Below are 13,916 nucleotides of genomic sequence, written 5' to 3'. Positions count from 1 at the left end.
ACGAAATGCCAAAAAAAGCCCTGACCATTTATTGATCAGGGCTTTTTCGTTTCCAGCGATTAGTTACAAGCCATTCTTGGCCTTGAACTCCCGACGCCGACGGTGCAACACCGGCTCGGTGTAACCGTTCGGCTGCTTGGTCCCTTCAATCACCAACTCCACCGCCGCCTGGAACGCGATGTTGCTGTTGAAATCCGGAGCCAGTGGGCGATACAGCGCGTCACCGGCGTTCTGACGGTCCACCACCGGCGCCATGCGCTTGAGGCTTTCCATCACCTGGGCTTCATTGACGATGCCATGGCGCAACCAGTTGGCGATGTGCTGGCTGGAGATGCGCAGGGTGGCGCGGTCTTCCATCAGGCCGACGTCGTTGATGTCCGGCACTTTCGAGCAACCTACACCCTGGTCGATCCAGCGCACCACGTAACCGAGGATGCCCTGGGCGTTGTTGTCCAGTTCGTTGCGGATTTCTTCGTCGGACCAATCGGTATTCTGGGCCAGAGGAATGGTCAGGATATCGTCGACCGACGCGCGTTCGCGCTTGGCCAGCTCAGCCTGGCGGGCGAATACGTCAACCTTGTGGTAGTGCAGCGCGTGCAACGCAGCCGCCGTTGGCGAAGGAACCCACGCCGTGTTGGCGCCGGCCAGCGGGTGAGCAATCTTCTGCTCAAGCATGGCGGCCATCAGGTCGGGCATGGCCCACATGCCTTTACCGATTTGTGCGCGGCCTTGCAGGCCGGTGCTCAAGCCGATATCGACGTTCCAGTTTTCGTAGGCGCCGATCCATTTCTCAGCTTTCATGGCGGCCTTGCGCACCATCGCGCCCGCTTCCATGGAGGTGTGGATTTCGTCGCCGGTACGGTCGAGGAAGCCGGTGTTGATAAACACCACGCGCTCGCTGGCCGCCTTGATGCAGGCCTTGAGGTTGACCGTGGTGCGGCGCTCCTCGTCCATGATCCCGACTTTGAGGGTGTTGCGTGGCAGCTTCAGCACGTCTTCGATGCGGCCGAACAGCTCGTTGGTGAACGCAGCTTCCTCCGGGCCGTGCATCTTCGGCTTAACGATGTAGACCGAACCGGTGCGGCTGTTCTTGCGGCTGGTGTTGCCGTTGAGGCTGTGGATCGCCGCCAGGCTGGTGAGCAGGCCGTCGAGAATGCCTTCCGGCACTTCGTTGCCGTCTTTGTCGAGAATTGCGTCGATGGTCATCAAGTGGCCAACGTTGCGCACGAACAGCAGCGAACGACCGTGCAGGGTCACTTCCTTGCCGTCGGCACCGGTGTAAACGCGGTCGGCGTTCATGGTGCGGGTAAAGGTCTTGCCACCCTTGGCGACTTCTTCGGACAGGTCGCCCTTCATCAGGCCGAGCCAGTTGCGGTAGATCACCACCTTGTCATCGGCATCGACGGCGGCGACGGAGTCTTCGCAGTCCATGATGGTGGTCAGGGCGGCTTCCATCAGCACGTCTTTCACGCCGGCGGCGTCGGTCTGGCCGACCGGGGTGCTGGCATCGATCTGGATTTCGAAGTGCAGGCCGTTGTGTTTCAGCAGAATGGCAGTCGGCTTGGCAGCGTCGCCCTGGTAGCCGATCAACTGCGCATCGCTGCGCAGGCCGCTGTTGCTGCCGCCCTTGAGGCTGACCACCAGCTTGCCGTCGACGATCTTGTAGCCAGTGGAGTCCACGTGGCTGCCGGCAGCCAATGGCGCGGCTTCGTCAAGGAAGGCGCGGGCGAAGGCGATGACTTTGTCGCCACGCACCTTGTTGTAGCCTTTGCCCTTCTCGGCGCCGTCGGCTTCGCTGATAGCGTCGGTGCCATACAGCGCGTCATACAGAGAGCCCCAGCGCGCATTCGAGGCGTTGAGGGCGAAACGGGCGTTCATCACCGGCACTACCAGCTGCGGGCCGGCCATGTGGGCAATTTCTTCATCGACGTTTTGGGTCGAGGCCTGGAAATCCGCGGCTTCTGGCAGCAGGTATCCGATATCTTGAAGGAAGGCTTTGTAGGCCACGGCGTCGTGTGCCTGGCCGGCGTGTGCCTGGTGCCAGGTGTCGATCCGCACTTGAAAATCGTCGCGTTTGGCGAGTAGGGCTTTGTTCTTCGGCGCCAGGTCGTGGATGACCTTGTCGGCACCGGCCCAGAACTGGTCGGCGGTAATGCCGGTACCAGGAATGGCTTCGTTGTTCACGAAGTCGAACAGGACTTTGGCGACCTGCAGGCCACCGACTTGAACGTGTTCAGTCATTGCTTGCCTCACTCTGCGGAGCTTATGCGCTTTTCAGCTTTTCAATTTACCAATGAAGCCTCTGGCCATGTAAACCGTGAGCACGCTGCACCAGTACATGCCGTTGAAGGCGGCTGGGCGGGCTGCGTCGCGGTGCGTGGTTGCCTTGGCAGACATCGACCTAACGTTATGTAGTGCGCGATTGGGCATACTACATGATGAGTTGCGGTTGTGAAAATTAGACTAAATACGTCGTTTAGCGACCCACTTTGGTCGTACGGTCACAGTGGGGTACAGGATGTTCTCAAAAAACTATTGGATTGTTCCAGATAAATATAAAAATGGTACACGATTTGTTTTCGCGAGCGCCTGCGTCCACCTTGTAGGTGCGAGCTTGCTCGCGAAGATCGTTAACGATAACGCGGGATGCCTGACACCCAACGGTGCTCTCACGTTCTTCGCGAGCAAGCTCGCTCCTACAGAATCATAAGAAGAGGACGACACCATGGACCATCTCGTACTGACTGTCATCGCCCCGGACAAACCTGGCGTGGTCGAACGCATCGCCCAATGCATCGCGTCCCATGGCGGCAACTGGCTGGAAAGCCGAATGGCGCATATGGCCGGGCAGTTCGCCGGGATCTTGCGGGTGAGCGTGCCGGCGGAAAATCGTCTGGATTTGATTGGGGCGCTGGAAGACTTGTCCACCCATGGCATTCGCGTGCTGCTGGGCGAAAGCAGTTCCGTCGCCGCCAGTGAGTCGCAACCGATCGCGATGGCGCTGGTGGGCAATGACCGGCCGGGGATTGTTCGCGACATCACCGCGCTACTCAGCAAGCAGGGGGTCAACCTGGAGCGCCTGATCACCGACGTGCGCCCGGCACCCATGAGCAGTGACCCGCTGTTCCACGCCGAAGCCTTGTTGGCGGTGCCTTTGACACTGCCGTTGGAGACCTTGCAGGCGGCATTGGAAACCCTGGCAGACGACCTGATGGTGGAACTGGAACTGCGCAGCGAGGAATAGTTGCCCACAAGGTTATGCATGGAAATCTTGCATGGGCCTGTGGATAACCTGTAGAGACCCGCGCCCAGCCCAAGCGGGCCGTGGCTCTGCGCGAGTTGAGTAAAAAACGAGCAGTTTCAAGGGCTTGTGCACAAACGCCGGGGATCAGGCTGTGGATAACCTTGGGGTGAATGCCTGCAAGCCACGCCGGCTGTGGCTTGCAGTAGGCTGTACGTTATTTGATCAGTTTTTCCGCACGGTCAACCAGGCGTCGAGGCTGTAAACCACCAGGCCGGCCCAGATAAAGCAGAAGGCGATCAACGTGGCCGGGGCCAGGTGTTCATTGAACAGCAGCACCGCTTCCAGCAGCACCAGGGTCGGCGCAACGTATTGCAGGAAGCCCAGGGCGGTGTAGGGCAAATGCCGCGCGGCGGCGTTGAAACACACCAGCGGGATCAGTGTCACCGGGCCAGCGGCCACCAGCCACCACGCTTCTGAGGTGCCCCAGAATTCCATCTGTGCACTGTGGGCAGACGGGTTGAACAGCAGCCACGCGATGGCAATCGGCACCAGCATCCAGGTTTCCACCACCAGCCCGGGCAATGCCTTGACCGGCGCCTGCTTGCGGATCAAGCCGTAGAAACCAAAGGTGGCTGCCAGTACCAGGGACACCCACGGCAAGCTGCCTACCTGCCACACCTGTTGCGCCACACCCACAGCAGCCAGCCCCACGGCGACCCATTGCAGGCGACGCAGGCGCTCGCCCAGGATCACCATGCCCAGCAGCACATTCACCAGCGGGTTGATGTAGTAACCGAGACTGGCCTCGAGCATGCGGCCACTGTTCACCGACCACACATAGGTCAGCCAGTTGGCCGCGATCAAGGTGCCGCTGAGGGCCAGGATTGCCAGGCGCTTGGGGTTGTCCCGCAGTTCTCGGAGCCAGCCCGGGTGTTTCCAGACCATCAGCAGCAAACTGCCGAACAACGCCGACCACAGCACGCGGTTGACGATGATTTCTGCGGCGGGAACGCTGGCGATGGCTTTGAAGTAGATCGGGAACAGGCCCCAGATGACGTAGGCACTCAGGCCCAATATGTATCCGCGACGGGGGTTGGCGGCTTGCATGCAGAATCCTTGCTTAGGCAGCTAACAAAGCCGCGATTGTAAGGATATTTGTCAGGGGATGTGTGTTGAAAGTGTAGGGCCCAAGGTCAGGGCCCAGACGGTAGGGATCAGAACAACTTCAACGGTTCTTCGTTGAGCGCCGACAACTGCTCGCGCAACGCCAGCACCTGGTCGCCCCAGTAACGTTCGCTGCCGAACCACGGGAAGCTGTGGGGGAACGCCGGGTCGTCCCAGCGCCGTGCGAGCCAGGCGCTGTAGTGCATCAGGCGCAGGGCGCGCAGCGGTTCGATCAGGGCCAGTTCGCGTGGGTCGAAGTCGTGGAATTCCTGGTAGCCGTCCATCAATTCCGACAGCTGCCCCAGGCATTCCTGACGGTCACCGGCGAGCATCATCCACAGGTCCTGAACGGCAGGGCCCATGCGGCAGTCATCAAGGTCGACGATGTGGAACATCTCGTCGCGGCACATCATGTTGCCGGGGTGGCAATCACCGTGCATGCGGATGTTCTTGTGGGGCGTGGCCTTGTAGACCTCCTCCACACGCTTGAGCAGGTCGCGGGCCACGGACTCGTAGGCCGGCAGCAGGCTGCGAGGAATGAAGTTGCCTTCCAGCAGGGTGTTCAGAGAATCGTGACCGAAATTCTTCACGCCCAGGGCTTCGCGGTGTTCGAAGGGGCGGGTGGAACCGACCGCGTGCAGGCGCCCGAGCAGTTGGCCGAGGCGATACAGCTGGTCGAGGTTGCCCGGTTCTGGCGCGCGGCCACCCCGGCGCGGGAACAGGGTGAAGCGGAAACCGGCGTGTTCGAACAGGCTTTCACCGTTGTGAATCATCGGCGCAACCACCGGCACGTCGCACTCGGCCAGTTCGAAGGTGAAACTGTGTTCTTCGAGGATCGCCTCGTTGGTCCAGCGCTGTGGCCGGTAGAACTTGGCGATCAAGGGCTCGGAGTCTTCGATGCCGACCTGGTACACACGGTTTTCGTAGCTGTTGAGCGCGAGGATGCGGGCGTCGCTGAGGAAACCGATGCTTTCGACAGCGTCGAGCACCAGGTCAGGGGTCAGTGTTTCAAACGGGTGTGCCATGCGAACTCCTGCGCGCAGCAGGGCGCCGCGTCCGGCCGGGTATGGTAACGCACCCAGGGTTGGATAGGTGGTGACTGTTCTGACGCCTTCGCGAGCAAGCCCGCTCCCACATTTGACCGCATTCCAAAGCCGGGACTCGGTTTAATGTGGGAGCGGCGGTGCGACGATTCGACTTGCTCGCGAAGAGGCCTTATCAGGCGCCGACGATCCCGCCATCGTCTCGACGAATCGCCATCACCGACGACCGTGGCTTGCCATTCGGCAGGTGCTCCGGCCAGGTCGAACCACCGGTTTCCCCCGGATGCTGAATCCCCACAAACAGGGTTTTCTGGTCCGGCGAGAAGCTGATCCCGGTCACTTCACACGCCACCGGCCCCACCATGAACCGGCGAATCTCACCGGTCGACGGGTCGGCACACAGCATCTGGTTGTTACCCATCCCGGCAAAGTCGCCGCCGTTGCTGTAGTCGCCATCGGTCAGGATCCACAACCGCCCGGCCTTGTCGAAACCCAGCCCATCCGGGCTGTTGAACATGTTCTGCGGGTTGATGTTGGACGAGCCGCCCTTTGGCGTGCCGGCATGCACCGCCGGGTTGCCGGCCACCACAAACAGGTCCCAGCTGAAGTCCGGCGCGCCATGGTCATTGGCGTTGGCCTTCCAACGCAGGATCTGCCCGTAGACGTTTTTCTCCCGCGGGTTCGGGCCGCCGACCGGCTGGCCGTCTTCGCCGCGCTTGGCGTTGTTGGTCAGGGTGCAATACACCTGGCCGTCGGTGGGGCTGACCACGATCCATTCCGGGCGGTCCATGCGGGTGGCTTTCACCACGCTGGCGGCCAGGCGTGCGTGGATCAGCACTTCGGCCTGGCTGGCGAAACCGCTGTTGGCGTCGATGCCGTTCTTGCCGTAGGTCAGTTCGACCCATTGGCCCTGGCCCTTGGGATGGTCGGCATTGCCGTCGCCCGCGTCGAAGATCGCCACGTACAAGGTGCCATGGTCCAGCAGGTCCTTGTTGGCCTTGGGGTTCTTGTGATTGATCTTGTCGCGGCTGATGAACTTGTAGATGAACTCGCCGCGCTCGTCGTCGCCCATGTACACCACGGCGCGGCCGTCGCGGGTTTCCGCCAGCGCAGCGTTTTCGTGCTTGAAGCGGCCCAGGGCGGTGCGTTTGACCGGCGTGGATTGCGGGTCGAACGGGTCGATTTCCACCACCCAACCATGGCGGTTGAGCTCGTTGGGGTTCTTGGCCATGTCGAAGCGCGGGTCGTGGGGGTGCCAGTTGATGTCTTTGCTCGCGGCCACCACGCCATAGCGTTTCTGCCCGGCGTCGAAGGTTTGTTGCGGGTTGCTGCTGCCGAAGCAGTCGGTGAAGTTTTCTTCGCAGGTCAGGTAGGTGCCCCACGGGGTTTTGCCGTTGGCGCAGTTCTGGAAGGTACCGAGGACTTTCTTGCCGGTTTTGTCGGCGCTGGTTTTCAGCCAGGCATGGCCCGCCGCAGGGCCACCGAAGCGGATCGGCGAGTTGCCGTGGATGCGCCGGTTGTAGCGCGAGTCCTGGACGAACTGCCAGGTGTCGCCTTTGCGCCGCACTTCGATCACCGACACCCCTTCGCTGGCCAGCGCCTTGCGCACGTCTTCCGCCGATTGCGGCGCGCCGCCGTGGGCGTAGAGGTAGCGGTAGTTGGTGTATTCGTTGTTGATCGCCATCAGCGCGCGGTTGTCGTCACCGGGGAAAGCAAACAGGCTCATGCCGTCGTTGTTGTCGCCGAACTGTTGTTCCTGGGCCTTGGCGGTGCCGTTGCCGCTGGGGTCGAAGGCCGGCGCGTTTTTGTGCAGTGGCTGGCCCCAACTGATCAGTACCGAGGCGCTGTAGCCGGGCGGCAGGGTGATGGTGTCGCTGGTGGCTGCGGCGATGCTGGTGAAACCCAGCAATGGGCTGTTCGACGCGGCGTTGACCGCCAGGGCGCTGCGGGTCAGCAGGTTGCCGCCGAGGAACATCGCGGCACCGCACAGGGCGCCGGCGCCGATAAAACGCCGGCGGGTGAGGCCGACCATCTGTTCCAGGTCGGTGGCTTGGTTTTCTTCTAATAGGCTCATTTCAGGCTCCCTGCGGGTTTTTGCAGACACCTTAGGGAGCGGTCGTGACGAAATTGTTGCAGTTTGAAGCGTTACACCGGGGTGCCCAGCAGCACGTTGCTGGGGGAGAACTGCACCTTCACCTGCATGCCTTCGGTGGCATTGATCTGCGCAAGTGCATCGGGCCGGGCCAGGGCACACAAAACCTGGCCATTGGGCAAAGTGATACGGACCTCGCTGGGGCCGTCTTCGGCGTCGAGAATGGCCTCGATTTTCCCTTCCAGGCAATTGTGTCCAGGTGTTGCTGGTTGCGAGACGGCCAGCACTTCCAGCCAGCCAGCCTTGATCAGGGCCACCACCTCGGTGCCGGTCTCCAGTTCCAGATGCAAGGTGCTGTCGTGGGTGATCTGTGCATCCAGGCTCAGCCCGCCGGCCAGTTCCAGGCGAATCAGGTCGTTGCGACCATGGCTGTCGATGGCCATGACCTTGCCGTGCAACTGGTTGCGCGCGCTGGTGCGCAGCATCAGGCGGCCCAACAGGTTGAAGTCGCTGGCGTCTTCGGCGGAATCCAGCACCTGGGCTTGCAGCACTTGCAGGCGTTGGTAGAGGCGCAACACCCGTTCGCCCTCTGCCGTCAGCTTGGCGCCGCCACCGCCTTTGCCGCCGACGCTGCGTTCCACCAGGGGCTTTTGCGCCAGGTTGTTCAGCTCATCAATGGCGTCCCACGCTGCCTTGTAGCTTAAGCCCGCACTCTTTGCCGCGCGAGTGATGGAGCCTTGTTCGGCAATGTGTTGCAGCAGCGCTATGCGCTGGGGGCGGCGGACGATGTGTTGGCTCAAGAGGGTTGGCAGGGACATGGGGACACGCTTCGATGGAATGGGCAGACGTTGCGGGCAGGGCGTCTGAGAGTCAAGTCATGTACCCGGCTTGGGCGTGCGGGCCAGGCAATACACATCGACCTGTCGGGCGCCGGCGTCCATCAATAGGCGGGCCAGGCTGTTGGCGGTGGCGCCGGTAGTCAGTACGTCATCGATCAGCGCCAGGTGCCGGCCTTTGATTTGCGCACCGTCCGCCAAGGCAAAGGCCTGGAGCAGGTTGCGCTGGCGGGTCTTGGCGTCCAGGTCCTGTTGCGCCAGCGTTTCATGAGGCCGTAACAGCAGGTGCTCATCGTAGGGGATATTCAGGTCCTTGCTCAGCCAGCGCGCGAGCATGGCTGACTGGTTGTAACCCCGTTCCCGCAGGCGTTTGCGAGCCAAGGGCACGGGTAGCAGGCAGTCGGGGCGCGTCAGTTCGGCATCGTCATAACGGTGTTGCAGAAACTGCCCCAGCAAGTGCGCGAGCAAATGGCCCAGCGGCCATCGAGCCTGATGCTTGAAGCGGCTGATCAGGCTGTCGATGGGAAAGCTGTAGGTCCAGGGGGCAATCACTTGTTTAAACGCCGGTGGTCGCTTCAGGCATTGCCCGCACACCAGGCCCGCCATGGGCAACGGCAGCGCGCACACCCCGCAATGATCCATCAACCAGGGCAGCTCGGTTTCGCAGGCGTTGCAGATGGGGTGGGCTGTTTCGCTGCTTTCATCACAGACTAAACAGGGTTGGTTGTTTTTTAGCCAGATGTAAACCTCGTGTTTCTTCTCAAGTTGACAGTGCATGAATCTTCCTTAAATATGCCGAGCATCCGTGTCGTGCCTGTGGGTATTACTTCCCGCAGGGCTTGCCAAAGCATAATCAAGGAATCGCCCATGAGCGCCAGCATCACTGCCAACCTGCGTCACGATTGGTCTTTAGCCGAAGTCAAAGCGCTGTTTGTGCAGCCTTTCAACGACCTGTTGTTCCAGGCGCAGACCGTGCACCGCGCGCATTTCGACGCCAACCGCGTCCAGGTATCCACGCTGCTGTCGATCAAGACCGGCGCCTGCCCGGAAGATTGCAAATATTGTCCGCAGTCGGGCCACTACAACACGGGCCTGGAAAAAGAAAAGCTGATGGAAGTGCAGAAGGTCCTCGAAGAGGCCGCACGCGCCAAGGCCATCGGTTCGACCCGCTTCTGCATGGGCGCCGCCTGGAAACACCCGTCGGCCAAAGACATGCCCTACGTGCTGGAGATGGTCAAAGGCGTGAAAGCCATGGGCCTGGAAACCTGCATGACCCTCGGCCGCCTCGACCAGGACCAGACCGAAGCCCTGGCCCAGGCCGGCCTCGATTACTACAACCACAACCTCGACACGTCGCCGGAGTTCTACGGTTCGATCATCACCACCCGCACCTACGGTGAGCGCCTGCAAACCCTGGCGTATGTGCGTGATTCGGGGATGAAGATCTGCTCCGGCGGCATCCTCGGCATGGGCGAGTCCCTGGACGACCGCGCCAACCTGCTGATCCAGCTGGCCAACCTGCCGGAGCATCCGGAATCGGTGCCGATCAACATGCTGGTGAAAGTCGCCGGTACGCCGCTGGAAAACGCCGACGACATCGACCCGTTCGACTTCATCCGCATGCTGGCGGTGGCGCGCATCCTGATGCCGCAGTCCCATGTGCGGCTGTCGGCCGGGCGTGAGGCGATGAACGAGCAGATGCAGGCCCTGGCGTTTTTTGCCGGCGCCAACTCGATTTTCTACGGCGACAAACTGCTGACCACCGCCAACCCGCAGGCGGACAAGGACATGCAACTGTTCTCGCGCCTGGGCATCCTGCCGGAAGCCCGCGAAGAGCATGCCGATGAAGTGCACCAGGCGGCGATCGAGCAGGCGCTGGTGGAGCAGAAGAGCAGCGAGCAGTTCTATAACGCGGCTGTTTGATACGTCCACTTTGGAACGCCATCCAAATGTGGGAGCGGGCTTGCTCGCGAAGGCGGTGTGTCAGCCAAGACATAAGCTGACTGATCCACTGCTTTCGCGAGCAAGCCCGCTCCCACATTTTTGACCGCGTTCACCCTTATCTACCGAGGTCTCATGTCTTTCGATCTCGCCGCGCGTCTTGCGGCTCGTCGTGCCGAACACCTGTATCGCCAACGTCCACTGCTGCAGAGCCCGCAAGGCCCTGACGTGGTGGTCGATGGCCAGCCGTTGCTGGCGTTCTGCAACAACGATTACCTGGGCCTGGCCAATCACCCGCAAGTGATTGAAGCCTGGCGTGCGGGCGCAGTGCGTTGGGGTGTCGGTGGCGGTGCTTCGCATCTGGTGATCGGCCACAGCACGCCGCACCATGAACTGGAAGAAGCCCTGGCCGACCTGACCGGTCGCCCGCGAGCGCTGTTGTTCACCACCGGTTACATGGCCAACCTCGGCGCCGTCACGGCGCTGGTGGGGCAGGGCGATACGGTGCTGGAAGACCGTCTCAACCATGCCTCGTTACTGGATGCCGGTTTGCTCTCCGGCGCGCGCTTCAATCGTTACTTGCACAACGATGCTGAAAGCCTGGCCAAGCGCCTGGAAAAAGCCACCGGCAATACGCTGGTGGTCACCGATGGCGTGTTCAGCATGGACGGCGACCTGGCTGACCTGCCGGCCCTGGCCCGTGAAACCCAGGCCAAGGGCGCGTGGCTGATGGTGGACGACGCCCATGGCTTCGGGCCTTTGGGCGCCAACGGTGGTGGGATCGTCGAGCATTTTGGCTTGAGCCAGGAAGATGTGCCGGTGCTGGTGGGCACCCTCGGCAAGGCTTTCGGTACCGCCGGCGCGTTTGTCGCGGGCAGCGAAGAGCTGATCGAAAGCCTGATCCAGTTCGCCCGCCCGTATATCTACACCACCAGCCAACCGCCGGCATTGGCCTGCGCCACGCTGAAAAGCCTGGAATTGCTGCGCACCGAGCATTGGCGCCGTGAGCATCTCAATGGGCTGATTCGCCAGTTCCGCCAGGGCGCCGAGCAGATCGGCCTGGAGCTGATGGACAGTTTCACGCCGATCCAGCCGATCATGATTGGCGACAGTGCCCGCGCGGTGCGTTTGTCGCAGATGCTGCGCGAGCGCGGGTTGATGGTGACGGCGATCCGGCCACCGACCGTGCCTGCCGGTAGCGCTCGCCTGCGGGTGACCCTGACGGCGGCTCACAGCGAAGCCCAGGTGCAGCTATTGTTAAGCGCATTGGAAGAGTGTTTCCGCTTGTTAGGCCAGGAGCCCGACCATGCGTGATCGACTGATATTGCTGCCTGGCTGGGGCCTCGGCGTTTCGCCGCTGGAACCGTTGGCGGCGGCGTTGCAGGGGCTGGATGAACACTTGCAGGTGCAGATCGAACCGTTGCCGGACGTGGCGTCGGACGACCTTCAAGAGTGGCTCGATGAGCTGGATTCGACCTTGCCCCAAGACGTCTGGCTGGGTGGTTGGTCCCTCGGCGGCATGCTTGCTGCCGAGTTGGCCGCCCGGCGCGGTGATCATTGTTGCGGCTTGCTAACCTTTGCCAGCAACGCAAGCTTCGTGGCCTGGTCCCGCTGGGGCCATGGTATGCACGAAGAGGATTTTATGGCGTTTCTTAACGGTTGCCGCCTTGATCCGGTTGCGACGTTAAAACGCTTCAGTCTGCTTTGCGCCCGGGGTTCCAGCGATCCCCGATCACTTGCTCGGCTATTGCTGGCGGGAGCCCCTAAAACCTCCGCGCAGACCTTGCTCAGTGGTCTGGAGCTGTTGGGCCGATTGGACACCCGCCAGGCGTTGGTCGACTTTCAAGGGCCGCAGTTGCATCTGTTTGCCGGGCTGGACGGGCTGGTTCCGGCTGAAGTGGCCAGTGAGTTGTTCACCTTGTTGCCTGACGTTGAAATCGGCCTGATTGAACAGGCCGGTCACGCTTTTCTACTGGAGGACCCCCACGGTGTGGCGGGGGCCATCCAGGCTTTTTTGCATGAGTGCGGTGATGACTGATTTGTCCCATGTGTTGCCCGGCGGCTTGCCAGACAAGCGCCAGGTAGCGGCCTCCTTTTCCCGCGCAGCCGCCAGTTACGACAGCGTTGCCGAGTTGCAGCGTGCGGTGGGCAGCGAGCTGTTGCGGCGTTTGCCCGAGGGTCTTTCTCCACAACGCTGGTTGGACCTGGGCTGCGGTACGGGTTATTTCAGTCGTGTGCTGGGCCAGTCATTTCCGGATAGCCAAGGCGTGGCCCTGGACATTGCCGAAGGCATGCTCAACCACGCCAGGCCCTTGGGCGGCGCGCAGCACTTTATCGCTGGCGATGCCGAGCGCTTGCCCTTGCAGGACGCCAGTTGCGGGCTGATCTACTCCAGTTTGGCGGTGCAGTGGTGCTCGGATTTTGCAGCAGTGCTCAGCGAAGCGCGTCGTGTGTTGCAGCCCGGCGGTGTGCTGGCGTTTGCCAGTCTCTGCGTGGGTACGCTGGATGAGTTGCGCGAAAGCTGGCGCGCGGCGGATGGCATGGTTCACGTGAACCGCTTCCGGCCATTCAGTACTTATCAACAGCTATGCGCGGCAAGTGGCTTGCGGGTGCGTAGCCTGGAGCAGTGTCCCCACGTGTTGCATTACCCCGACGTGCGCAGCCTGACTCACGAATTGAAAGCGTTGGGTGCGCACAATCTGAACCCGGGGCGCCCCGGAGGCTTGACGGGCCGGGCGCGGATTGTTGCACTGGTGCAAGCCTACGAGCAGTTCCGCCAGGCTCAGGGCCTGCCGGCGACTTATCAAGTGGTGTACGCCGTCCTGGAGAAACCTCTATGAATGCCGCTTACTTCATCACCGGCACCGACACTGATGTCGGCAAGACCACCATCGCCGCCGGCCTGCTGCATGCCGCGCGGCAAGCGGGCAAAAGCACGGCGGCGGGCAAACCGGTAGCCTCGGGGTGCCAACTGACACCCAAGGGACTGCGCAATGCGGATGCCCTGGCGTTGCTGGCGGAATGTTCACTGCCCTTGACCTATGCCGAGGTCAACCCGGTGGCGTTCGAGCCGGCCATTGCGCCGCATCTGGCAGCCCGCGAAGCCGGTGTGGCACTGACGGTGCAGTCGTTGTTGAAACCCATGCAGCATATTCTGGCCAAGCAGGCAGACTTCAGCTTGATTGAAGGCGCGGGCGGTTGGCGTGTGCCCTTGGCGGATCAGGACAATCTGTCGGACCTGGCCCAGGCGCTGAAGCTGCCGGTGATCCTGGTGGTGGGGGTACGACTGGGTTGTATCAGTCACGCGTTGCTGACGGCAGAAGCCATCGCCCGGGACGGTTTGCCGCTGGCGGGTTGGGTGGCCAATATCATCGATCCGAAGACCTCTCGTCTGGAAGAAAACCTCGCGACCCTGGCTGAACGACTCCCCGCGCCATGCCTGGGAAGGGTGCCCAAGCTCAAGCATCCCAGCGCCGAAGCGGTCGCCGAGTACTTGCAACTGGACCTGCTTGACTAGTTTTGCCTATCAATAAGGCATTATGCCATTAGTGTTTTTAACGGGCCTTTTGCCGGTATGTCTGCTTCAATAAGATTTC

At 61.7% G+C, this 13,916-nt stretch carries 12 protein-coding genes; 6 read left to right on the top strand and 6 right to left on the bottom strand.

The window, feature by feature from the left end; genetic code table 11:
- Positions 1-63: 63 nt before the first annotated feature.
- Positions 64-2,241: a malate synthase G gene (locus tag NVB75_RS17340; protein ID WP_258342508.1), complete on the bottom strand. Its 2,178-nt coding sequence runs from the start codon at positions 2,239-2,241 to the stop codon at positions 64-66.
- Positions 2,242-2,725: 484 nt separating this feature from the next.
- Here NVB75_RS17340 and NVB75_RS17330 point away from each other — a divergent pair, with 484 nt between their 5' ends.
- Entirely contained in the window at positions 2,726-3,244 is a 519-nt protein-coding gene (locus NVB75_RS17330; protein WP_088423326.1) for a glycine cleavage system protein R, read from the top strand.
- Between the two features lie 222 nt (positions 3,245-3,466).
- Here NVB75_RS17330 and rarD read toward each other — a convergent pair whose 3' ends face one another.
- From rarD to NVB75_RS17305, 5 genes are all read right to left on the bottom strand, one after another.
- Positions 3,467-4,351 carry an EamA family transporter RarD gene (gene rarD / locus NVB75_RS17325; protein ID WP_063026696.1) on the bottom strand — a complete coding sequence of 295 codons (885 nt, stop codon included), beginning with the start codon at positions 4,349-4,351 and terminating at the stop codon, positions 3,467-3,469.
- A 107-nt stretch (positions 4,352-4,458) separates the two neighbouring features.
- On the bottom strand, positions 4,459-5,433 hold the full coding sequence (locus NVB75_RS17320) for a serine/threonine protein kinase (RefSeq protein WP_017476395.1): 975 nt from the start codon (positions 5,431-5,433) through the stop codon (positions 4,459-4,461).
- Positions 5,434-5,626: 193 nt separating this feature from the next.
- Entirely contained in the window at positions 5,627-7,525 is a 1,899-nt protein-coding gene (locus tag NVB75_RS17315) for a PhoX family phosphatase (protein ID WP_258342504.1), read from the bottom strand.
- A gap of 71 nt (positions 7,526-7,596) precedes the next feature.
- Positions 7,597-8,361 carry a TOBE domain-containing protein gene (locus tag NVB75_RS17310; RefSeq protein ID WP_258342502.1) on the bottom strand — a complete coding sequence of 255 codons (765 nt, stop codon included), beginning with the start codon at positions 8,359-8,361 and terminating at the stop codon, positions 7,597-7,599.
- A gap of 57 nt (positions 8,362-8,418) precedes the next feature.
- The gene (locus tag NVB75_RS17305; RefSeq protein WP_258342500.1) at positions 8,419-9,156 is read right to left on the bottom strand and encodes a ComF family protein; all 738 of its coding nucleotides are present in this window, start codon (positions 9,154-9,156) and stop codon (positions 8,419-8,421) included.
- Positions 9,157-9,246: 90 nt separating this feature from the next.
- Between NVB75_RS17305 and bioB the strand changes: the two genes are divergently transcribed.
- The 5 genes from bioB to bioD all read left to right on the top strand — a co-directional run bounded on the left by bioB (position 9,247) and on the right by bioD (position 13,837).
- Complete coding sequence (bioB, locus tag NVB75_RS17300; RefSeq protein ID WP_003211072.1) at positions 9,247-10,302, top strand: biotin synthase BioB; 1,056 nt, start codon at positions 9,247-9,249, stop codon at positions 10,300-10,302.
- 153 nt (positions 10,303-10,455) lie between these two features.
- Positions 10,456-11,634 (top strand): 8-amino-7-oxononanoate synthase, encoded by a 1,179-nt coding sequence (bioF, locus tag NVB75_RS17295; RefSeq protein ID WP_258342497.1) that lies wholly within the window; start codon positions 10,456-10,458, stop codon positions 11,632-11,634.
- Positions 11,627-12,358: an alpha/beta fold hydrolase gene (locus tag NVB75_RS17290; RefSeq protein WP_258342496.1), complete on the top strand. Its 732-nt coding sequence runs from the start codon at positions 11,627-11,629 to the stop codon at positions 12,356-12,358. Before bioF ends, NVB75_RS17290 begins: the two co-directional genes overlap by 8 nt.
- On the top strand, positions 12,351-13,160 hold the full coding sequence (bioC, locus tag NVB75_RS17285) for a malonyl-ACP O-methyltransferase BioC (protein ID WP_258342494.1): 810 nt from the start codon (positions 12,351-12,353) through the stop codon (positions 13,158-13,160). Before NVB75_RS17290 ends, bioC begins: the two co-directional genes overlap by 8 nt.
- Positions 13,157-13,837 (top strand): dethiobiotin synthase, encoded by a 681-nt coding sequence (bioD, locus tag NVB75_RS17280; protein WP_258342492.1) that lies wholly within the window; start codon positions 13,157-13,159, stop codon positions 13,835-13,837. Before bioC ends, bioD begins: the two co-directional genes overlap by 4 nt.
- Positions 13,838-13,916: the final 79 nt, after the last annotated feature.

The sequence above is a fragment of the Pseudomonas sp. CBS genome (assembly GCF_024734645.1).
Classification (GTDB): domain Bacteria; phylum Pseudomonadota; class Gammaproteobacteria; order Pseudomonadales; family Pseudomonadaceae; genus Aquipseudomonas.
The sequence above is the reverse complement of the archived record's forward strand: the minus strand, read 5'-3'. Positions and strand labels throughout refer to the sequence as shown.